Below are 22,205 nucleotides of genomic sequence, written 5' to 3'. Positions count from 1 at the left end.
TGACATGAATCCAATCAGTTCTTTGAAGGGGATCGGCGAGAAGACAGCGAAATCTTTTGCACGCTTGGGCATTACCACGGTGGAAGAGCTTCTCGACTATTACCCGAGAGATTATGAAGAATATCAACAGCCAGTCCTGACTTCGGAGGTGCATCCGGACGGGACAGAGGTGGTCAGCATCATGGGACGGGTGGATGGCCCGGTGAATGCCCGGCGGATCCGGGGCATGGTTCTTGTGACCGTGTCGGTATCCGATCCCGGCGGCACCATGACGGCCACCTGGTTCAATGCACTGTTTATGAAGAACAATCTCACGGCCGGGAGCACGTATGTGTTTCGCGGCCGTGTGAAATTATCCGGCAAAAATCTGCAGATGATCCAGCCGGAGGTGTTTGCACCGGAGAAATATGAAGAACAGATGGGACGGCTTCTGCCCATCTATCCGCTGACTGCCGGAGTGTCCAACAAGATGCTGACGAAAGCCATGGCCCAGGCCGTGAGCAACTATGGCAGCAAGCGGGAATTTTACCCGGTGGATTTCCGGCAGCGCCACACCCTGCCGGAGTATAACTTTGCCCTGACGAACATTCATTTTCCAAAAGACCGGGAGCTGCTGCTTCAGGCCCGGAAACGGCTGGTGTTCGATGAGTTTTTCCTGTTTATCGCTTCCCTTCGTCAGCTGAAAACTTCAGAAGAGCGGCTGACCAATGATTTCTCCATTGAGAAACGGCCGGAGGTGGCGGCTTTTATCGAAGGGCTGCCCTACGAACTCACCGGCGCCCAGACAAAAGTGTGGCAGGAGATCGAGGCGGATCTGCAGAAGCCTTATGTCATGAGCCGTCTTGTCCAGGGAGACGTGGGCTCCGGCAAGACGATCATTGCCATTCTGGCGCTGATGACCGTCTGCCTCAATGGACTGCAGGGAGCTCTCATGGTGCCCACGGAGGTGCTGGCCAGACAGCATATGGAGTCCATGCAGGAGCTGTTCGGGGCGCATCATATCCCGTTGACGCCGATCCTGCTCATCGGCTCCATGACGGCAAAGGAGAAGCGGGAGGCCTATGCCCGCATTGAGGCGGGAGAGGCGGACATTGTCATCGGCACCCACGCCCTTATCCAGGACAAGGTGCAGTTTCGGAATCTGGCGCTGGTGGTGACGGACGAGCAGCACCGGTTTGGCGTGCGGCAGCGGGAAGCCCTGTCCGACAAAGGAGCCCATCCCCATATCCTGGTCATGAGTGCCACCCCCATTCCCCGGACGCTGGCCATCATCTTGTACGGGGATCTGGATATTTCGGTCATCGATGAGCTGCCGGCCAACCGGCTGCCCATCAAAAACTGCGTGGTGAACAGCAGCTACCATGCCACGGCCTACAAATTCATCGAAAATCAGGTACGGGAAGGCCGACAGGCCTATGTGATCTGCCCCATGGTGGAGGAAAATGAAACCATGGACGGCGTGACCAACGTCATGGATTATGAGAAAAAGCTGCGGGAAGTGCTGCCGGGGGATATCCACACGGCTTATCTCCACGGCAAAATGAAGCCCAAAGAAAAAAATGAGATCATGGAGCGGTTTCTGGCCGGAGAGATCCAGGTGCTGGTGTCCACCACGGTCATCGAGGTGGGAGTCAACGTGCCCAACGCCACGGTGATGATGGTGGAGAACGCCGAGCGCTTCGGCCTGGCCCAGCTCCATCAGCTCCGGGGCCGGGTGGGGCGCGGCGCCCATCAGTCCTACTGTATTTTTGTGTCCGACACGAAGAGTAAGGATACGCTGAAACGACTCCAGACGCTGAACCGCTCCAACGACGGATTTTATATTGCCAGTGAGGATCTGAAGCTGCGGGGGCCCGGGGATATGTTCGGCATCCGCCAGAGCGGCCTGCTGGAATTTCGGATCGGGGATATTTTCACAGATGCCGGGATTCTGAAAGAAGCCAACGATGCGGTGACGGCAGTGTTCGAGGAAGACCCGGAGCTTTCCCTGGAAAAATACCAGCCGCTGAAAAAACGGCTGGCTGCCTATATGCGGTATGATCTGGGCAATCTGAACCTGTAAACAGAAAAACGTTTTTTATTCGGAGATGGAATCATCCATCAGAAGATCTTCAAATTTCCGCGCTGCGGCAGATGGCGGGTACTCCACATGAGACACCAGGCAGAGGTCGCGGGGCGGAAATTTTTCTTTGATAGAAAGGCAGAAGACATTCCCTTTCTCGATCTCCGGCCGGGCCAGCCGCAATGGCACAATGCCGATGCCCATATTTAACACGACCATGGGCGTGATGAGCTCCGAGGAGGCGATCTCAATGTCCGGATCCAGAAGCAACCCGCAGGACTCAAACACATGATCCAGGAAGATCCGGGTGGTCAGTCCCTTTTTCAGACAGATCAGAGGGTATTGTCCCAGATCTGCCAGCGAGAGCGGGCGCTCTTTCAGGTGTTCATATTGTTTCCCGGCAATGCACACGTCATTGATGGGCCGCAGCTTCTGCACCAGCAGCTGGTCATTCTCCGGGATGGGGGAGGTGATCACGGCCAGGTCTGCCAGATTGGAACCCAGCATCAGCAGCCCTTCACTGGTCGTCCCATTGGAAATCTCCAGCTTGATGGACGGATACAGGCTGTGATAGCGTTTCAGATAGGGCATGAGAAAGTTCTGCATGGTCATCTCCGTGGCTGCGATCCGGAGCACCCCTTTGTTCAGGGAACGTGCCTCCGTGAGCGCCTCCTCTGCCTGGGTGATGCTGCGGTGGGCCCGGCTCACATAACGGTACAGGATTTCTCCCTCCGGCGTCAGGACGACGCCTTTTTTGCTGCGAATAAACAGCTGACAGCCCAGCTCTGTTTCCAGATTCTGGATCGTGCGGCTGACGGTAGGCTGGGACAGGAAGAGCGCATTGGCTGCGGCTGTAATATTTCTGTATTTCGCCACATAATAAAAGATTTTGTAATAATCATAGCTGACTGACATCTTTTTCCCTTTCTTTTATCCATGTATATAACGTATGGATAATCGCAAAAATAGCATTTTTATTTTTCTTCACGTATGAGTATAATGCAAGAATCAGGAAAAAACAATCCCTGAGCGATATCGTAACAGATACAAAAGAAAGGAGCTGACAATCTATGGGAGATCTTGCATCGAGGATCATGGAAGAGCTTACCTGCAAGACAGCTTTTACCATTCCGGTGTTTGGCGGCATTCCCATCGCAGAATCTGTGGCCGTTTCCTGGATCATCATGGGCGTTCTCGTTGTGTTGTCCATCGTGCTGACCAGGCATCTGCGGGTGACGGAACCCACTAGAAGACAGGTGGCACTGGAAACGGCAGTCACCGGACTGGAGCATATTTTTGATGGCATTCTCGGTGAGAAGGGACGGCGGTATGTCCCGTACATGGTGACCGTGCTGCTGTACATCGGTGTGTCCAATATCATCGGCCTGTTTGGCCTCAAGCCGCCCACCAAAGATCTGAATGTGACGGCGGCGCTGGCACTGATGAGCATCATCCTCGTGGAAACATCGGGCATCCGGTCAAAAGGCCTGAAAGGCTGGCTGAAAAGCTTCGCGGATCCGTCGCCGGTCATCGCCCCCATGAACCTTCTGGAAGTGATCATCCGTCCGCTGTCGCTGTGCATGCGGCTGTTCGGCAATGTGCTGGGCGCATTTGTGATCATGGAACTGATCAAACAGCTGCTGCCAGTGGCGCTGCCGGTGCCATTCAGTCTTTATTTTGATATTTTTGACGGGCTCTTACAGGCCTATGTATTCACGTTCCTGACATCCATGTTTATTCAGGAAAAAATCAATTAAATCTTATAGAAAGAAAAGGAGAACAGATATGACAGCACTTATCGCGATTGGAGCAGGCATTGCAATTTTAACAGGTATCGGCGCAGGTATCGGCATTGGTATCGCAACCGGAAAGGCAACAGAGGCAGTGGCAAGACAGCCGGAAGCAGAGAGCAAGATCAGCAAGCTTTTCATCCTTGGCTGTGCGCTGGCAGAGGGAACGGCCATCTTCGGCTTCGTCATCGCCATTCTGATCATCCTCTTCCTGGCATAGGAAACGGATGTATGGAAAAAGGAGGAAACGAGCATGCTCAGTTTAAATATCAGCCTCGTTTATGTGATCATCAATCTGCTGATTTTTTACTTTCTCATGAAAAAATTCCTGTTCGGGCCGGTACATCGGATCCTGGATGAACGGCAGAAGCTCATTGCAGAGGAGATGGCCCAGGCCAAAAGCCTGAAGGAAGCAGCACAGCAGGAAAAAGAACAGTATGAAGCATCCATGCACGATGCAAAGACCGAGGCGGAAAATGTGCTGCGAAAAGCAAAGGAGGACGCGGATGCGGCCTATGCGCGTACCATGCAAACGGCGCAGGAAGAGAGCGCCCGGGTAAAGGAAGAGGCGCGCAAAGCAGCTGCCCGGGAAAAAGAGCAGATGTTAAGAGAAGCCCGGACGCAGATCGCGGGACTGGCAGCGGATACGGCCAGCCAGATCCTGGGACAGTGTACCGGGGTGAAAACAGACGAACAGATTTATGAACAATTTCTGAAAAAAGCGGGTGAGGAACAATGAGTCGAAGCACAGCCGATTATGTAACCATGCTGGAACAATTAAAGATTCCAAAAGAAGATGTGAAGAGCGCTGCGGAGCTCCTGACGCTGGTGCCGGAGATCGAGGCATTTTTCTGTGATCCGTCCATAGCAGTGGAGAAAAAAACATGCAGCGGCAGAGAAGCTGTTTCCCACGTCTGTCAGGGATCTGATCCGGCTGCTCTGTGATAACCAGGACATGGACCGGTTCCGGGAGATCGCAGAACAGTTTCAGGCAAGACCCCGGGAAGGAGAAGACAGTTCCCTGCAGGTGACGCTGACGTGTGTTACCGAACCGGAGGAAGCGGTCAGGGAGAGACTTCTGGCCTGTGTACAGAAGCAGTATCCGGGCAGAACCCTTGTTCTTTCTGTCAGAAAAGATGCCTCCCTCATCGGCGGTTTCCGGCTGCAGGTGGACGGAAAGGAATACGACTGGAGTTATGAAGGAAAGCTGCAGGCATTAAAACAGAAGATGGCGCAGCAGGCCGGGCAGTCTGACAGCCTGTCGGGAGTGATCTCCGTTCTGCGGGAAACGGTGCGGGACAGCGATTTTGATGAGACCATTCATGAAGTGGGAACCGTGCGGACCGCAGGCGACGGCATCGTATCCATTGACGGGCTGGATCATGCCATGTACGGCGAGGTTGTCCAGTTTGACAACGGCGAAAAGGGCATGGTACAGGATATCCGAAGGGATACGATCCGCTGTATCCTTTTTGGCAGAGACCGCGGCATCGGAGAAGGCAGTCGGGTCATCCGCACGAAAAAACGGGCCGGCATTCCTGTGGGCGAAGCCTTTCTCGGCAGAGTGGTTAATGCACTGGGGGAACCCATGGACGGCCAGGGCGCCATCGAAGCGGCAGACTTTTATCCGATGGAACGGGAGGCACCATCCATTGCAGACAGAAGCCCGGTGACCAGGCCCATGGAGACCGGTATTTTATCCATTGATTCCATGTTCCCCATCGGCAGAGGACAGCGGGAGCTGATCATCGGAGACCGGCAGACCGGTAAGACATCCATTGCCCTTGATACGATGCTGAACCAGAAGGGGAAAGGGGTGATCTGCATTTATGTGGCCATCGGCCAGAAGGCCTCCACGGTGGCCAGCGTGGTACAGACGCTGAAAACCTACGGTGCGCTTCCTTACTCTATCGTGGTGGCGGCAACGGCCAGCGATCCGGCGTCCCTACAGTACGCAGCGCCCTACGCGGGCACATCCATGGCGGAATATTTCATGCATCAGGGAAAGGATGTGCTCATCGTATACGATGACCTTTCCAAGCATGCGGTGGCCTACCGGGCCATTTCCCTGCTGATTGGCCGATCCCCGGGACGGGAAGCCTATCCCGGCGATGTGTTTTATCTGCATTCCCGCCTGCTGGAGCGTTCCAGCTGCTTGAAGAAAGAGCTGGGCGGCGGTTCCATCACCGCACTGCCCATCATTGAGACCCAGTCAGGGGATGTGTCGGCCTATATCCCCACCAACGTGATTTCCATCACCGACGGACAGATCTTCCTGGAAAGCAGCCTGTTCTTCTCCGGCATGCGTCCGGCTGTCAACGTGGGGCTGTCCGTTTCCCGTGTGGGCGGCGCGGCCCAGACGAAAGCCATGAAGCAGACGTCCGGTAGCCTCCGGATCGACCTGGCCCAGTACCGGGAAATGGAGGTATTTACCCAGTTTGATTCCGATCTGGATGAGAATACAAGGGCACAGCTGGCCTACGGCAGCACCCTGATGGAGCTGTTAAAACAGCCCAGGAACCATCCGCTGTCCATGCCGGAACAGGTGGTTTCCCTGACAGCGGCGGTGGAAAGAGTGCTGGTGGACGTGCCGGTGAAGGATGTGAAACGGTTCCAGACAGAGCTGCTGGACTGGATGCGGCGCTGTCATGGGGAGCTTCTTCATACCATCCAAGAGACAGGACGGCTGGAGGAAGAGACGAAGACGGCCCTGCTGGAAGCCATCCGGGAATTCAAAGGCGGGTGGTCCTGATGGCAAACGAGACAGAACTGAAGGCCAGAATGGAGAGCATTGAAGAAACCCGAAAAATCACCAATGCCATGTACCTGATCTCTTCTTCCAAAATGAAACGGGCGAAGCAGCGGCTGGCAGATACGGAACCGTATTTTTTTACGCTGCAGAATGCGGTGGCCCGGTTGCTGCGGCATGTGCCGGACATCGAAAATCAGTATCTGGAAAAGGAGGATCCGTCCCGGAACAGTGAAAAAACAGGCATTCTGGTGATCACGGCAGACAAAGGGATGGCAGGTGCCTATAACCAGAACGTGTTAAAGGTTGCACAGGAGACGATCCGGCAGCGGGAAGAAGCGGGAGCAGAAAAACCTGCCCTGTATGTGGTGGGAGAGATCGGCCGGGCCTATTTTGAGCAGCGCAGAATCCCTTTCGACAGCCAGTTCCACTATACGATCCAGAAACCGACCATGCACCGGGCAAGGGTCATTGCACAGACCCTGCTTTCCCAGTACCGTGCCGGTGCGCTGACGGAGGTTCTGATCATTTATACCCAGATGAAAAATGCAATGGAAAGCGAGGCAAAGCTCCAGCAGCTGCTGCCGCTGCACCGGGCACATTTTGATCAGCCCGGCCTTTCTTCCTACGGGGAGGAGATGACTTATCTGCCATCCCCGGAGGCGGCGTTGGAAAGTATCGTGCCGAATTACGTGGCCGGTTATATATACAGTGCGCTGGTAGAGGCTTATTCCAGCGAACAGAATGCCCGGATGAATGCCATGCGCTCTGCAACAGAAAGTGCGGATGACATGATCCGTTCCCTGCGGATCAGCTGCAACCGCATCCGGCAGTCTTCCATCACCCAGGAGATCACGGAGGTGGCAGGAGGCGCCCGGGCGTTAAAGGAGGAAAACAGATGATGAACGGAAAAATTGTACAGGTCATGGGGCCGGTGGTGGACGTGGAATTTCCGGCGGAGCCGCTGCCTGCCATCCGGGATGCCCTGTATGTGAATAACGAGGGAAAACGATGTGTGATGGAGGTGGCACAGCATGTCGGGGGAGCGGACGGTGCGCTGTATCCTTCTGTCCCCCGGGGAAGGGCTGTGCAGGGATATGGAAGTGGAAGCCACCGGAACCGGCATCTGTGTGCCGGTGGGAGAACAGACGCTGGGGCGTCTGTTTGGTGTTACCGGGCAGACACTGGACGGCGGAGAAGATCTTTCCGATGTGCCGCACTGGTGCATTCACCGGGAACCGCCGGCTTTTGAGGACCAGAACCCGGCAACGGAAATCCTGGAGACCGGGATTAAAGTCATTGACCTTCTGGCCCCCTATGCCAAGGGTGGTAAGATCGGCCTGTTCGGCGGCGCCGGTGTGGGCAAAACCGTGCTGATCCAGGAGCTGATCCGCAACATTGCCACGGAGCAGGGCGGCTATTCTATTTTTACCGGCGTGGGAGAGCGCTCCCGGGAGGGCAATGATCTGTGGACAGAGATGAAAGCCTCCGGCGTCCTGAAAAAGACGGCGCTGGTGTTCGGTCAGATGAACGAATCCCCGGGTGCCCGGATGCGTGCCGCCCAGACCGGCCTTACCATGGCGGAATATTTCCGGGATGTGAAGCATCAGAATGTGCTGCTGTTCATCGATAACATTTTCCGGTTTGTGCAGGCCGGTTCCGAGGTCAGCGCCCTGCTGGGAAGAATGCCCTCTGCGGTTGGGTACCAGCCCACACTGGCCCAGGAGATGGGAGAGCTGCAGGAGCGGATCGCTTCCACAAAAAACGGTTCCGTCACCAGCGTGCAGGCCGTCTACGTGCCGGCGGATGACCTGACGGATCCGGCCCCGGCCACCACCTTTACCCATCTGGATGCGACGACAGTATTGTCCAGAAAAATCGTGGAACAGGGCATTTATCCGGCCATTGATCCGCTGGGCTCCACCTCCCGGATCTTAAGCGAGGACATCGTCGGCAGGGAGCATTACGAGACTGCCCGGGCGGTACAGCAGATCCTGCAGAAATACCGGGAGCTGCAGGATATCATTGCCATTCTTGGCATGGAGGAGCTGTCGGATGCGGATAAGCAGACTGTAATGCGGGCCAGAAAGATCCAGAAGTTTCTGTCCCAGCCGTTCTTCGTGGCGGAGAATTTCACCGGCATACCCGGAAAATACGTGCCGTTGTCTGATACGATCCGCGGCTTTGCCGCCATCGTAAACGGAGAGATGGACGAATACCCGGAGGCTGCTTTCTTCAATGTGGGCACCATCGAGGATGTGAAGGAAAAAGCGGCTGCCCTGCAGGGACAGTCCCGGTCGGAAAAGGAGTGACGGCTTCATGGAAACCTTTTATCTGAATGTAACGGAGATGGACCGGATCTTTTTTCAGGGCAGATGCCGGCAGATCCAGTTCACCGCCTCTGACGGCATGTACGGCGTGATGCCGCATCACGAAAATATGGTCATTGCCGTATATGCCGGGACACTGCGTATCCAGAAAGAGGATGGCCAATGGCTGGAGGGCGTCACGGGCGCCGGTTTTCTGCAGATCATCCATAACCGCGCCCTGATGATCGTGGATACCGTGGAACGGCCCGAGGATATCGACCGGCAGCGGGCGCAGGATGCCTATGACCGGGCCCGGGAACAGCTCCGGCAGAAAAACAGCATGATTGAATATGAACTGAACAAAGCAAATCTTGCCCGGGCCATGGCGCGGCTGAAAATGACCAGCCGGTATGGCGACAGAAAATAGGGCAGCAAAAAAGATGGAGAAGAGAGTTCCCCATCTTTTTTGTGTCTGTGGCCTGGTTATTTGCCGGCCATCTGGCGTTCCTGGGCCTCGATCATCTTCTTGACCATATAGCCGCCGACAGAACCGTTTTCCTTGGATGTCAGGTTTCCGTTGTATCCGTCGGATAACGGCACACCCAGCTCGCTGGCTACCTCGAATTTAAACTTGTCCATGGCGCTCTTGGCCTCCGGGACATTCATCTTATTAGAAGAACTGTTTGTCATGATTGTTTCCTCCTTTTGTGTTTTTTGCAATCATTTGTTTTGATTACGCTGTTAGTATGTGAAAAAGCCGCGTTCTTAAACTAGCAGTTCCTGCAAAAAATAACATATTTTGATAACGAAATTTATTGACATCGAATGGGCAAAAATTTATAATTAATTATTAACAGTGCACATATACTGTATGTGCAGTGAGGAGTTAAGAACATGAGAGTGATTGCGGGAACTGCGGGAAGTCTTCCGCTGAAGACGATAGAAGGACTGGACACCCGGCCGACGACGGATCGGATCAAGGAAACACTTTTTAATATGTTACAGACGGGCATCTGCGATTGCCGGTTTCTGGATCTTTTTGCCGGGAGCGGGGCTATCGGCATTGAGGCGCTGAGCCGCGGCGCGAAGGAGGCGGTGTTCGTGGAGAAGGCACCGGCAGCGGTGTCCTGTATCCGTGCCAATCTTGCTTTTACGAAGCTTGCCGACCGGGCGCGGGTGATGGATGCGGATGTGTTCGGCGCCCTTGCAAGACTGGATGGAACCGCACCCTTTGATTATATTTTTATGGATCCGCCCTATGATCATGAGCTGGAGAAGCAGGTGCTTCTGGCGCTGCAGGGCAGGTCTTTTGTGGATGAGGATACGGTGATCATCGTGGAAGCATCGAAGCATACGGACTTTTCCTATGTGGAGGAGTATGGCTACCGGATTGCGCGGAGGAAGGAATACAAGACGAATCTGCATTTGTTTTTGCAGAAGCAGTAGACCAGAATCGTTCTGGGGATAAAAAGGGAGCCCGTGGAACTGCCCGGCAGGATCGCGGGAAGGAGAAGGAGAACGTAAGGACATGAAAAAGGGGATTTATGCAGGCAGCTTTGACCCCGTGACCTACGGTCACATCGATGTGATAGAGAGAGCTGCCCGGCTGGTGGACGAGTTGATCGTGGCTGTCCTCGGCAACAGCGGAAAGACACCGCTGTTTACAGTGGAAGAGCGGGAGGATATGCTCCGGGAAGTGACGAAGCACATTCCGAACGTGACCGTGCAGTCTTTTGGCGGACTGACGGTGGATTTTGCAAGACAGCAGCATGCGCAGGTGCTCATTCGCGGCCTGCGGGCGATTCCGGATTTTGAATATGAACTGAATATGGCGCAGACGAATCACATCATCGCCCCGGAGATCGAGACGGTGTTTCTCATGACGAGTCTGAAATACTCTTACCTCAGTTCCACCACGGTGAAAGAGGTGGCCTGGTATGACGCAGATATCAAAACCTTTGTTCCGCCCTACGTGGAGGACAAGATCAGAAATAAATTTAAGAATCATCAGAAATCATCAGAGGAGGATTAAATTATGAGCAGCAGAATTGAACAGATTATTGATGAGATCGAGGATTATATAGACAGTTGTAAGTTTCAGGGATTTTCCAACACGAAGATCATCGTGAACAAGGATGAGATCGAGGAGCTTTTAAGAGAGCTCCGCCTGAAGACACCGGATGAGATCAAGCGGTATCAGAAGATCATCAGTAACAAGAATGCCATCATGGCCGATGCACAGGCCAAGGCTGACGCCCTGATCCAGCAGGCAACGGCCCAGACGACAGAGCTGGTCAGCGAGCATGAGATTATGCAGCAGGCTTATTCTCAGGCCAATGCCTATATCGAGGAAGCGACCCGCCAGGCCCAGGAGATCCTGGACAAGGCAACGGTGGATGCCAACAATTACCGCCTGGCAGCCATCCAGTATACAGATGAGATGCTGGGCAATCTGTCCAAGATCATCCAGCACACCTCCGAGACGGCAGCTGCCAAGTACGAGAATTTTGTCACATCTCTGAACAACTGCCTGGAAGTGGTGGAAATGAACCGCAGAGAACTGGCACCCCAGCATAAGGAGGCCCAGGAGGCACTGGCTTCCGTAGGCGCAGCCGTTCCGGAAGAGAGCGAAGAGCCTCAGGAGTAGAGGGAAGCGCATCCCCAGGCGAGCACTGCCAGGAAGAGCTTCCAGCACACATAGCTGCGGATGGAAAGATCTGTCTGTGACAGAACGGATCTGGTCTGGGCCAGGCCGGAGAGACCGCCGAAGGCCAGAACTGCCATTACCGCAGGAAATGCATATGTGAAAGACACAGCGTTGGCAACGATCATGGGAATCCCGGAAGTGATTTCCAGTATCCCGGCCAGCGCTGTTTTTGTATGTACGGATAGCGGCGCCGCAAACAGAAACTGCATGAGGATGCGAAACAGGATCACATAACCGCCCAGCATGGCCATGGATGCGAGGCTGCTGCGGATCGTCTCATCGATGACGGCGAAGGAGAGGTTGGGGGCCTGGATTGCATGACCGGTGTGGGAAATGCTTTGTGTGGAAAGCTGCCGGGTCTGTTCTTCTGCGTTCCTATGGTTGCTGCGATACCGGTCAATAGACAGTCCCCGTCTGAGAATTCCGCTGCAGACAACAGGCAGTCCGTAGACGCACAGCAGTGCCGGAAGCAGCAGTTCCCGCCGCCGAAAACAGCTGCTGATGACAAAACCGGACAGAAACCCGGGGCTGACGTTGTTGGTGAGGCACAGAAGATAGGTGGCTTCCGGTCTGGACAGCTGCTTTCGTTCATACAGATCCGCCACCGTCCGGGCCCCCAGCGGATAGCCGCACAGGAAGCCGATGAGAATGCAGGTGGCCCCCTCCGGTGTGGTGTGGAAGAACCGCCCCAGCAGAGGATAAGTCACGGTGCTGACGGAGGAGATGAGGCCGCTGCGGATCAGGAAACCGGACAGCAGGAAAAATGGCAGCAAGGACGGGATCAGCACCTGGAACCAGAGCAGAAGGCCCTGAGAGGCGCCCGCGGAAGCCACAGACGGAAAACAGACCAGCAGTGCAAACACGGAGAGAAGCCCCACCGCCGCCAGCGTATTTTTCCATGCGTTGTTCAAAAAAATGTGCTTCACAGGCATTTCTTTCCACTCCCGGGACAATACTGATCAATATAGTCTATGCGAGGAACACGGATATATAGTATAATATAAAAAGCGCAAAAGAAAAAGGAAGCGACGTCGAAGACGGCATTTACTTTTCTTGCGCCTTTATCGAACGAACCGCCTGCGACAGCAGGCATAGGTTATGTTATATGAAGGAGGATGATTATGAGCAAAAAGAAAAAGTACGGGATCGGGGCGCTGATCCTCGTGCTGGTATTGGGGATTTATTATTACGTCACGTTACCCGCCATCAACATTCACGCCGGCGGTTTCTGGTCGGCGCTGATCTTTATTCTGGTGGTCGTGCTGCTGATGAAGGCTTTTCCGCATCTGTCACACCCGGAGGAGTTAAAAACCAGCAAGCCGGTAAAAACCGTGATCCTGCTGATCGCGGCGGTGGCAGCCGTGTACATGGTGGGAAGCTTGCTGTCTTCGCCCATCATCAATGCGAAGAAATATCAGCAGCTCATGCAGGTGGACGACCGGGAATTCACGGAGGATATCAAGCAGGTGTCCTACGACAAGATCCCGCTGCTGGACCGCTCCACGGCCATGCTGCTGGGCAATCGGAAAATGGGCAGCATGGTGGACATGGTGTCCCAGTTTGAGGTGAGTGACCTTTATTCCCAGATCAACTATCAGGACAAGCCGGTGCGGGTATCACCTCTGGTGTACGCCAGCCCCATCAAATGGCTCACCAACCAGGCAGATGGCATTCCGGCCTATATTTTGATTGATATGACGACCCAGAACACGGAGCTGGTGAAGCTTTCGGATGCCATCCGCTATTCCGAGTCCGAATATTTCAACCGTAACATTTACCGGCACCTGCGTTTCCGGTATCCCACGTACATTTTTGACGACATCAATTTTGAGATCGACGATAACGGCACGCCTTACTGGATCGCACCGGTGAAAAAATTCAACATCGGCCTGTTCGGCGGCCAGACGGTGGGAAAAGTGGTGCTGTGCAACGCCCAGACCGGCGAGACCACCCTGTACGACGTGGAAAATGTACCTACCTGGGTAGACCGGGTCTATTCCGCGGATCTGCTGGTGAATCTGTACGATTATCACGGCACATTGAAGCACGGCTTCCTGAACAGCGTGCTGGGACAGAAGGACTGCCTGCAGACGACCAACGGCTATAACTATATTGCCCTGGATGACGACGTGTGGGTGTACACGGGTATTACGTCGGTCAACACCGACCAGTCCAACGTGGGCTTCGTTCTCATGAACCAGCGTACCATGGAGACAAGATTTTATGCCATTGAGGGCGCCATCGAGGATTCCGCCATGTCCTCCGCAGAGGGACAGGTACAGAACTTAGGCTACCGGGCCAGCTTTCCGCTGCTCATGAACATTGCCAATGAGCCCACCTATTTTATCGCCCTGAAGGACGACGCCGGTCTGGTGAAAAAATATGCCATGGTCAACATTCAGAAATACCAGTGGGTTGCCATCGGCGATACGGTGAAAGACTGTGAGAAATCTTACCGGGCACTGCTGGCCACCAACGGCATCACCTCCCAGGGAACGACGGACGCCCTGGAAAAATCCGGCACCATCGAGCATCTGGCGCCTGTGACGCTGGAGGGCAACACCTATTATTACCTCATGCTTGCAGGGGATGAGACCATCTATGATTTCCCTGTGGCAGAATTCCCGCAGATCATCCGGTTCCGGGAGGGGGATTTTATTTCCTTCACCTACAGCCCCGGCAGCGATGTGAGTCCGGCGGATACATTAAAATAACAGAAGAGCTGACCGTTCACCCGCGCCATTCGAAAGGTTGCATTTTTCAGTTCACCCGCGCCATTCGCAAAATCGCATCTTCGATGCTTCCCGCTGCTTTGCAGCTCATTTTTGCTCATGAACAGGCGCTCCCTTTGTATATCATTGCAGCCAGCTTTACATGCAAGCATGCAATCTGGCCACACTGATATACAAGTGAACTGAAATAAGCATAATGACGAAAAAAATAGATTTTCCCGTTGACTTTTTCGCGTTAAAGCGCTATGATGTTAATGCTATATATATTTATAGCGTAAAACATTGCTGAAAAATGGAGGAGAAGTCATGAAAAAGTTAGCAGCGCTGCTTCTGGCAGCAACGATGTGCGTCAGCGTCACTGCATGTGGCAGCAGCACAAAGGGAAGACACTTCTGCAGCTGATAATACAACCGCAGAGGACACAGCAGAAGAGGAGAGCGCATCTGATAGCGCCGCTTCTGACAAAGTATTCAATATCGGTATCTGCCAGCTGGTACAGCACGAGGCACTGGATGCCGCAACCAAAGGTTTTGAGGATGCCCTTGTAGAGGAGTTCGGTGAGGACGGCGTGAAGTTCGACGAGCAGAACGCACAGGGTGATTCCAACACCTGTTCCACGATTATCAACGGATTTGTATCCAACAATGTAGACCTGATCCTGGCAAACGCAACTGCATCCCTGCAGGCAGCAGCAGCAGGCACCAACGAGATCCCGATCCTGGGAACCGCTGTTACCGAGTACGGCGTTGCCCTGGAGCTGTCTGATTTCGACGGCACCGTAGGCGGCAACATTTCCGGAACCTCCGACCTGGCTCCGCTGGACGGACAGGCTGATATGCTCCATGAGCTGTTCCCGGATGCCAAGAACATCGGCCTTCTGTACTGCTCCGCAGAGCCCAACTCTCTGTATCAGGTAGAGACCATCCAGGGTTATCTGAAAGAGCTGGGATACACCTGCAAGATGTACTCCTTCTCTGATTCCAACGATCTGTCTTCCGTAGCAACCACCGCTGCTTCCGAGAGCGATGTGATCTACGTTCCGACAGACAATACCGTAGCTTCCAATACTGCCATCCTTGACAACATCTGCCGTCCGGCAAAGGTTCCGGTAATCGCAGGCGAGGAAGGTATCTGTGCAGGCTGCGGCGTGGCAACCCTTTCCATCAGCTACTATGATCTGGGTACCGCTACCGGTAAGATGGCTGCAAAGATCTTAAACGGCGAGGATATTTCCACCATGCCCATCGAGTACGCTCCGCAGTTCACCAAGAAATACAATGCTGCGATCTGCGAGGATCTGGGCATCACCGTTCCGGACGACTATGTAGCAATCGAGCAGTAAGCGTTCGGCAATCACAAATACACACATAAGCAATGACTGGCAGCGGAACGGCACAATCTGTTTCGCTGCCGTTTGTGATACATGATTTTTCAGCAACGATAAGCAACTATAATAACTGAGGTGATCGTATTATGAACATTATGAATCTGATCAATGCGCTTCCCGGCGCAGCTGCCCAGGGCCTGATCTGGGGTATCATGGCCATCGGCGTATATATTACCTTCCGCGTGCTGGATATCGCGGATCTTACCGTAGACGGAAGCCTGTGTACCGGCGGTGCCGTCTGCATTATGATGATGCTCGGCGGACAGAACGTATGGGTTGCCCTGCTTTGTTCCCTGCTGGCAGGCATGGCGGCAGGTCTTGTCACCGGCCTGTTCCACACCTTCATGGGCATTCCGGCCATCCTGTCCGGTATTCTGACCCAGCTGGGGCTGTGGTCTGTGAATCTGAAAATCATGGGAAAAGCCAACCAGGCCATTAACGTGGATAAATACAAACTGCTGGTTTCCCTTCGTTTTGTCAAAGGCGTTGCCCTGACAAAAAATACCATCTTCGTGGTGGCAGTGGCCATCGTGATCCTCATTGCGATCCTGTACTGGTTCTTCGGTACCGAGCTGGGAAGTGCCATCCGTGCCACCGGCTGTAACGACCGCATGGCAAGAGCCCAGGGCATCAATACCGATTTTAACCGGGTGCTGGGCCTGATGATCTCCAACGGGCTGGTTGCCCTGTCCGGCGCCCTGCTTTCCCAGTATCAGGGATTTGCAGACATCAACATGGGCAGAGGCGCCATCGTCATCGGACTGGCAGCCGTCATCATCGGCGAGGCCATTTTTGGCCGGATCTTCCGCAACTTCGCCCTTCGCCTGCTGAGCCTGGTATTCGGTTCCATCATTTATTATCTGGTGGTGCAGGCTGTCATCTGGAGAGGCATTGACACAGATCTGCTGAAGCTGCTGACGGCCCTTGTGGTTGCTGTCTTCCTGGCAATTCCGACCTGGAAGAGCCGTTATTTTTCCGGCGGTAAAAGCGCTGCGAAAAAAGGAAAAGGAGGGGAAGCATAATGCTGGAAGTACGTGATATTTATAAAACCTTCAATCCGGGAACCATCAATGAAAAAAGAGCCTTAAAGGGTGTCAGCCTGACACTGGAGGAGGGCGATTTCGTTACCGTCATCGGCGGCAACGGCGCCGGAAAATCCACCCTTTTAAATGCCATCGCCGGGGTATGGCCCATTGATGCGGGACAGATCCTCATTGACGGGCAGGATGTGACAAAGCTGCCGGAGCATCGCCGGGCGGCTTTCCTGGGCCGGGTGTTCCAGGATCCCATGAATGGCACCGCAGCCACCCTTGGCATTGACGAGAATCTGGCGCTGGCCAGCCGCCGGGGCAAGATGCGTACGCTGAAAAAGGGCATCAAGGCGGCAGAGCGGGAAGAATATAAGGAGCTGTTAAAGCCGCTGGGCTTAGGGCTGGAAGACCGGATGACGGCCAAGGTGGGTCTGCTTTCCGGCGGACAGCGGCAGGCGCTTACCCTTCTGATGGCTACATTGAAGAAGCCGAAGCTTCTGCTTCTGGATGAGCACACTGCGGCGCTGGATCCCAAGACCGCAGCCAAGGTACTGGCCACCACGGATATGATCGTCAACCGGGATCACCTGACCACACTGATGATCACCCACAACATGAAGGATGCCATCATCCACGGCAACCGGCTGATCATGATGATGGACGGCAATATCATCCTGGATATCCGGGGCGAGGAGAAGAAGCGCCTGACGGTGGAGGATCTGCTGCACAAGTTCGAGGAGGTCAGCGGAGAGGAGTTCACCAACGACAAGGCGATCCTTGGTTGATCCGGCGATTTCCGCGACGTAACGCGTATTGACAAATATGCGGGATATGCTAAAATATAGAGTGGTTCAGAATTGGTAGAGGGTGCCGCTGATGAGCGGACACCCTCTTTCAGATAAAAGGAGGAATTCACCATGGCAATACCTTATAATCATAAGGCAACCGAACAGAAATGGCGTAAGATCTGGGAAGAACACCCGGTAAATGTCAATGACGGCAAGAAGCCGAAATACTACTGTCTGGATATGTTCCCGTATCCGTCCGGCAACGGACTGCATGTGGGACACTGGAGAGGCTATGTAATCTCTGATGTGTGGAGCCGTTACAAGATGCTCCAGGGATATTATCTGATCCATCCCATGGGATGGGATGCGTTCGGCCTTCCGGCAGAGAACTATGCGATCAAGACCGGCAGCCATCCGGCAGTTTCCACCGCTGCCAACATCAAGAATATCAAGCGGCAGATCAACGAGATCGCTTCTATTTATGACTGGGATATGGAAGTCAACACCACAGACCCCAAGTTTTATAAATGGACCCAGTGGATCTTCGTACAGATGTTCAAGAAGGGACTTGCCTACGAGAAGGAGTTCCCCATCAACTGGTGCCCGTCCTGTAAGACCGGCCTTGCCAACGAGGAAGTTGTCAATGGCTGCTGCGAGCGCTGCGGCACACCGGTAACGAAGAAGAATTTAAGACAGTGGATGCTGAAGATCACGGCATACGCTGACCGTCTGCTGGCTGATCTGGACAAGCTGGACTGGCCGGAGAAGGTAAAGAAGATGCAGACTGACTGGATCGGCAAGAGCCACGGCGCAGAGGTAGACTTTACCGTGGACGGCACCGACAAGTCCATCACCGTATATACCACCCGTCCGGATACGCTCCACGGCGCTACCTTCATGGTACTGGCACCGGAGCACGCGCTGGCAAAAGATCTGGCAACCGACGAGACAAGAGCCGCCGTTGAGGATTACATTTTCAAATCCTCCATGCGTTCCTCTGTTGACCGCCTTCAGGATAAGGAGAAGACCGGCGTATTCACCGGCAGCTATGCGGTAAACCCGCTGAACGGCAAGAAGATCCCGATCTGGCTGTCCGACTACGTGCTGTCCGACTACGGTACCGGCGCCATCATGTGCGTACCTGCCCATGACGACCGTGACTTTGAGTTTGCGAAGAAATTTGACCTGCCGATCATCCCTGTTATTTCCCCCGACGGCAACCCGGTGGAGAACATGACAGAGGCATATACCGGCGCAGGCATCATGATCAATTCTGGTGACTGGAACGGCATGAAGTCCTCCGAGTTGAAGGAGAAAGCGCCGTTCATCATGGAAGAGAAGGGCCTGGGCCGCAAGACCACCAACTACAAGCTGCGTGACTGGGTATTCTCCAGACAGCGTTACTGGGGCGAGCCGATCCCCATCGTACACTGCCCGAAATGCGGCAACGTACCGGTACCGGAAGATCAGCTGCCGCTGACCCTGCCTGACGTGGAGAGCTATCAGCCTACAGGCACCGGCGAATCCCCGCTGGCTGCCATCGATGAGTGGGTGAATACCACCTGCCCGTGCTGTGGCGCTCCGGCCAAGAGAGAAACCAACACCATGCCTCAGTGGGCCGGTTCTTCCTGGTACTTCCTGCGTTACGTGGACAGCCACAATGACAACGAACTGGTTTCCAGAGAGAAAGCAGACAAATATCTGCCTGTCGATATGTATATCGGTGGCGTGGAGCATGCCGTGCTGCATCTTCTGTATTCCAGATTTTATACCAAGTTCCTGTGTGACATCGGTGTCATCGACTTTGATGAGCCCTTCACCAAACTGTTCAACCAGGGTATGATCACCGGCAAAAACGGCATCAAGATGAGTAAATCCAAGGGCAACGTTATTTCCCCGGATGATCTGGTGCGCGATTACGGCTGCGATTCCCTGCGGATGTACGAGCTGTTCGTGGGCCCGCCGGAACTGGATGCCGAGTGGGATGACAGAGGCATCGACGGCGTCAACCGTTACCTGAACCGTGTATGGACACTGGTCATGGACAACAAGGATAAGAACATCCCGGCCTCCAAGAACATGCTCAAGACGAGACATAAGATGATGTACGACATCACCAACCGTCTGGAAAGCTTCAGCCTGAACACCGTTGTATCCGGCTTCATGGAGTACAACAACAAGTTCATCGACATCGCCAAGAAAGAGGGCGGCGTGGACAAAGAGAGCCTGGAGACCATGGTCATCATGCTGGCGCCCTTTGCACCGCATATCGCAGAGGAGCTGTGGCAGCAGATGGGCCATACCGAGAGCGTCTTCAAGAACACCTGGCCGAAATATGTGGAAGCACACATGGCAGACGACGAGAAGGAGATCGCCGTACAGATCAACGGCAAGACCAAATGTGTCATCAACGTGCCTGCAGATATTTCCAAGGACGATGTGCTGGCCATTGCCAAGGAGACACTGGGCGGCCGTCTCACCGGCAATATCATCAAGGAGATCTACGTACCGGGACGTATCGTCAATATCGTTGCAAAATAAATGGAATTGTAAAATTTCATATCCTCAATAAATATGCAAGGGGCAGTCTGCGGACTGCCTCTTTTTCATGTACTGAAAATCATATGAGCTGCATATAATCACAAAAGAGCCTTAAAAAAAATAGAAGAATGAGATGAGACAGATCAGACAGCATTATCAAAATGCACTGGAACAGCTCACATGCAGCTTCTTTACCTGGGTGCCTGTTGCTGTGCTCCTGGCAATCGCGGTTGTGCACATACAAAAGGATCTAAAACAACGGGCTTCCTACTGGCGGGCAGCAACGTTTACGGAGACGGCTGCAAGGGTGCGAAGACTGGATGTTTCTCCGGATGGGCTGCTGTCATTACAGCAGCTGTGCGGACAGCAGGAACCGGACTGGCTGTCGGTGCTGACAGCAGCAATGCTGGATCAGGGCTTTCTGCAGGAGGAATACACAGCAGATGCTTTTGCAAAGGATGCCCTGCGGGCAGAGGGATATCGGCAGCTGCAGCCGGAAGCCTTTTCCCGGGCGAAAGCTTTTTATAACCAGATTTTTTCCGATGTGGTCTGTTTCCCGGTGGGACAGCCGCGTATGGATTCCGGGCAGGGATCCGGGATATCAATGGGATCTGTGGCACCGGTATTTTCTGCGGCAAACGTTTCCTATGAAGATTCCTGGATGTTTGAGCGAAATTTCGGCGGCAAACGGGGACATGAGGGGACGGATCTCTTTCCTGTGTCTGCAAGGCGGGATTATTATCCGGTGGTCAGCATGACGGACGGCGTGGTGGAGGCCATCGGCTGGCTGACCAAGGGCGGCTACCGCATCGGTGTCCGTGCGCCCGGCGGCGGGTATTTTTATTATGCCCATTTATCCTCCTATGCGAAGGACTTTCAGCCGGGAGACGCTGTGGCAGCAGGAGACATCCTGGGGTATATGGGCGATACCGGCTACGGGGAGGAAGGCACCACCGGCAAATTCCCGGTACATTTACATGTGGGCATCTATGTGCGGACAGACGCGGTGGCAGAACTGGCCGTCAATCCGTATCCTGTGCTCAAATATGTGGAATATATGGAGCCATAAATAATTTCTGAGACAAAACAGAGAAAAGATATGCTATAATGTAATGAGCGCAAAAGAAAAGGGAGCGACGCTGCAAGCGGCATTTCCTTTTCTTGCGCCATTAACGCACGAACCGCCTGCGTCAGCAGGCAAGTGAGCACGTCAGTGCGGGTTCATGAGTCTGTATTGAAACAATTATAAAGGGGTAGTTTTATGGAGATACAACTGTGGAGAGAAATTCTGGAGCCGTATGAGCTGGCTGTCAGAGAACTTTCACTGAAATTTGACCATCTGATGACGGAATACCGGGAGCACGGGCGCTATTGTCCGTTCCTGCGGGTGGATGGGCGGGTAAAATCCGTATCCAGTATTCTGGAAAAAGCACAGAAGAAAAAGATTCCCTTCGAGATGATCGAGGAGGAGATGGAGGATATCGCAGGCATCCGTATCATCTGTCAGTTTGTGGAGGATATCGACAAGGTGGCGCAGATCATTGAAAAACGCGGGGATATGCAGATCAAATGCGTCAAGGATTACCTGACCAACGCCAAGCCCAGCGGATATCGCAGCTATCACCTGATCATTTACTATACGGTGGAGACCATCGACGGTCCCAGAAAGCTCCAGGCGGAGATCCAGATCCGCACCATGGCCATGAACTTCTGGGCCACCATCGAGCATTCCTTACAGTATAAGTACCGGGGCAACATTCCCCAGTATGTGCGCACCCGTCTGAGCAGCGCCGCGGACGCCGTGCAGATGATGGACAAGGAGATGTCTTCGGTGCGCAGTGAGATCATTGACGCACAGAATTCCTCCCGGCTGCAGGCCAACATTGTCACGGAGATCCTGAACAATATTCAGAATCTGTATAAGGTGGCCAACAAGCGGGAGATCATCAAAATACAGGACGAGTTTTACCGGATCTATTCTCTGAAGGATGTGAGCCAGCTGGAGCGGTTCAGCAAGGAGCTGGACATCATCGCCGAGGGCTACCGGGCACAGGACGTGCCTGCGGCCCCGTAGGAGCCCAAGATTCTACATAACGACAGAAACGGAAG

The 22,205-nt window shown here is 53.9% G+C and carries 20 protein-coding genes and 2 pseudogenes; 19 read left to right on the top strand and 3 right to left on the bottom strand.

Going from position 1 to position 22,205, the window contains the following annotated elements:
- The first annotated feature begins 4 nt into the window (after positions 1 to 4).
- Positions 5 to 2,062, top strand: coding sequence for an ATP-dependent DNA helicase RecG (gene recG / locus RJD28_09905; GenBank protein ID WNV56661.1), 2,058 nt, complete (start codon positions 5 to 7; stop codon positions 2,060 to 2,062).
- A 15-nt stretch (positions 2,063 to 2,077) separates the two neighbouring features.
- On the opposite strand, the gene RJD28_09900 is transcribed toward recG, so the two are convergent.
- The gene (locus tag RJD28_09900) at positions 2,078 to 2,977 is read right to left on the bottom strand and encodes a LysR family transcriptional regulator (GenBank protein WNV56660.1); all 900 of its coding nucleotides are present in this window, start codon (positions 2,975 to 2,977) and stop codon (positions 2,078 to 2,080) included.
- Positions 2,978 to 3,132: 155 nt separating this feature from the next.
- On the opposite strand from RJD28_09900, the gene RJD28_09895 reads away from it, so the two are divergent.
- From RJD28_09895 to atpC, 8 genes and pseudogenes are all read left to right on the top strand, one after another.
- Positions 3,133 to 3,819 (top strand): F0F1 ATP synthase subunit A, encoded by a 687-nt coding sequence (locus RJD28_09895; protein WNV56659.1) that lies wholly within the window; start codon positions 3,133 to 3,135, stop codon positions 3,817 to 3,819.
- 28 nt (positions 3,820 to 3,847) lie between these two features.
- Positions 3,848 to 4,072 (top strand): ATP synthase F0 subunit C, encoded by a 225-nt coding sequence (gene atpE, locus RJD28_09890; protein WNV56658.1) that lies wholly within the window; start codon positions 3,848 to 3,850, stop codon positions 4,070 to 4,072.
- Positions 4,073 to 4,105: 33 nt separating this feature from the next.
- Positions 4,106 to 4,591: a F0F1 ATP synthase subunit B gene (gene atpF, locus RJD28_09885; protein WNV56657.1), complete on the top strand. Its 486-nt coding sequence runs from the start codon at positions 4,106 to 4,108 to the stop codon at positions 4,589 to 4,591.
- Positions 4,588 to 4,797, top strand: a complete 210-nt coding sequence (locus RJD28_09880) for a hypothetical protein (GenBank protein WNV56656.1) — start codon at positions 4,588 to 4,590, stop codon at positions 4,795 to 4,797. The genes atpF and RJD28_09880 overlap by 4 nt, the downstream gene beginning before the upstream one ends.
- 10 nt (positions 4,798 to 4,807) lie before the next feature.
- Positions 4,808 to 6,604 carry a F0F1 ATP synthase subunit alpha gene (atpA, locus tag RJD28_09875; protein WNV56655.1) on the top strand — a complete coding sequence of 599 codons (1,797 nt, stop codon included), beginning with the start codon at positions 4,808 to 4,810 and terminating at the stop codon, positions 6,602 to 6,604.
- The gene (gene atpG, locus RJD28_09870; GenBank protein WNV56654.1) at positions 6,604 to 7,503 is read left to right on the top strand and encodes an ATP synthase F1 subunit gamma; all 900 of its coding nucleotides are present in this window, start codon (positions 6,604 to 6,606) and stop codon (positions 7,501 to 7,503) included. Before atpA ends, atpG begins: the two co-directional genes overlap by 1 nt.
- Positions 7,500 to 8,913: pseudogene (atpD, locus tag RJD28_09865) on the top strand (F0F1 ATP synthase subunit beta). The gene atpG and the pseudogene atpD overlap by 4 nt, the downstream one beginning before the upstream one ends.
- A gap of 7 nt (positions 8,914 to 8,920) precedes the next feature.
- Positions 8,921 to 9,337, top strand: a complete 417-nt coding sequence (atpC, locus tag RJD28_09860) for an ATP synthase F1 subunit epsilon (protein WNV56653.1) — start codon at positions 8,921 to 8,923, stop codon at positions 9,335 to 9,337.
- Positions 9,338 to 9,393: 56 nt separating this feature from the next.
- On the opposite strand, the gene RJD28_09855 is transcribed toward atpC, so the two are convergent.
- On the bottom strand, positions 9,394 to 9,600 hold the full coding sequence (locus RJD28_09855; protein ID WNV56652.1) for an alpha/beta-type small acid-soluble spore protein: 207 nt from the start codon (positions 9,598 to 9,600) through the stop codon (positions 9,394 to 9,396).
- A 204-nt stretch (positions 9,601 to 9,804) separates the two neighbouring features.
- Here RJD28_09855 and rsmD point away from each other — a divergent pair, with 204 nt between their 5' ends.
- From rsmD to RJD28_09840, 3 genes are all read left to right on the top strand, one after another.
- Entirely contained in the window at positions 9,805 to 10,356 is a 552-nt protein-coding gene (gene rsmD / locus RJD28_09850) for a 16S rRNA (guanine(966)-N(2))-methyltransferase RsmD (protein ID WNV56651.1), read from the top strand.
- Positions 10,357 to 10,438: 82 nt separating this feature from the next.
- A complete protein-coding gene (coaD, locus tag RJD28_09845; GenBank protein WNV56650.1) occupies positions 10,439 to 10,942 on the top strand; it encodes a pantetheine-phosphate adenylyltransferase in 504 nt (167 codons plus the stop codon).
- A gap of 3 nt (positions 10,943 to 10,945) precedes the next feature.
- Positions 10,946 to 11,557, top strand: a complete 612-nt coding sequence (locus RJD28_09840; protein ID WNV56649.1) for an ATPase — start codon at positions 10,946 to 10,948, stop codon at positions 11,555 to 11,557.
- Here the strand turns inward: RJD28_09840 and RJD28_09835 are convergent.
- A complete protein-coding gene (locus RJD28_09835; protein WNV56648.1) occupies positions 11,548 to 12,549 on the bottom strand; it encodes a hypothetical protein in 1,002 nt (333 codons plus the stop codon). The genes RJD28_09840 and RJD28_09835 overlap by 10 nt on opposite strands.
- A gap of 189 nt (positions 12,550 to 12,738) precedes the next feature.
- On the opposite strand from RJD28_09835, the gene RJD28_09830 reads away from it, so the two are divergent.
- The 7 genes and pseudogenes from RJD28_09830 to RJD28_09800 all read left to right on the top strand — a co-directional run bounded on the left by RJD28_09830 (position 12,739) and on the right by RJD28_09800 (position 22,170).
- The gene (locus RJD28_09830) at positions 12,739 to 14,331 is read left to right on the top strand and encodes a CvpA family protein (protein WNV56647.1); all 1,593 of its coding nucleotides are present in this window, start codon (positions 12,739 to 12,741) and stop codon (positions 14,329 to 14,331) included.
- Positions 14,332 to 14,655: 324 nt separating this feature from the next.
- Positions 14,656 to 15,691 (top strand): annotated as a pseudogene (locus RJD28_09825) (ABC transporter substrate-binding protein).
- Between the two features lie 131 nt (positions 15,692 to 15,822).
- The gene (locus tag RJD28_09820; GenBank protein ID WNV56646.1) at positions 15,823 to 16,758 is read left to right on the top strand and encodes an ABC transporter permease; all 936 of its coding nucleotides are present in this window, start codon (positions 15,823 to 15,825) and stop codon (positions 16,756 to 16,758) included.
- Positions 16,758 to 17,552 (top strand): ATP-binding cassette domain-containing protein, encoded by a 795-nt coding sequence (locus RJD28_09815; GenBank protein WNV56645.1) that lies wholly within the window; start codon positions 16,758 to 16,760, stop codon positions 17,550 to 17,552. Before RJD28_09820 ends, RJD28_09815 begins: the two co-directional genes overlap by 1 nt.
- A 132-nt stretch (positions 17,553 to 17,684) precedes the next feature.
- Positions 17,685 to 20,096: a leucine--tRNA ligase gene (gene leuS, locus RJD28_09810; GenBank protein WNV56644.1), complete on the top strand. Its 2,412-nt coding sequence runs from the start codon at positions 17,685 to 17,687 to the stop codon at positions 20,094 to 20,096.
- Positions 20,097 to 20,229: 133 nt separating this feature from the next.
- A complete protein-coding gene (locus RJD28_09805) occupies positions 20,230 to 21,165 on the top strand; it encodes a M23 family metallopeptidase (GenBank protein WNV56643.1) in 936 nt (311 codons plus the stop codon).
- A 192-nt stretch (positions 21,166 to 21,357) separates the two neighbouring features.
- Positions 21,358 to 22,170: a GTP pyrophosphokinase family protein gene (locus RJD28_09800; protein WNV56642.1), complete on the top strand. Its 813-nt coding sequence runs from the start codon at positions 21,358 to 21,360 to the stop codon at positions 22,168 to 22,170.
- The last annotated feature ends 35 nt before the right edge of the window (positions 22,171 to 22,205 follow it).

Source organism: Oscillospiraceae bacterium NTUH-002-81 (assembly GCA_032620915.1).
Lineage (GTDB): Bacteria > Bacillota > Clostridia > Lachnospirales > Lachnospiraceae > JAGTTR01.
Note: the sequence above shows the minus strand (reverse complement) of the source record. Positions and strands in the feature narration are given on the sequence as shown.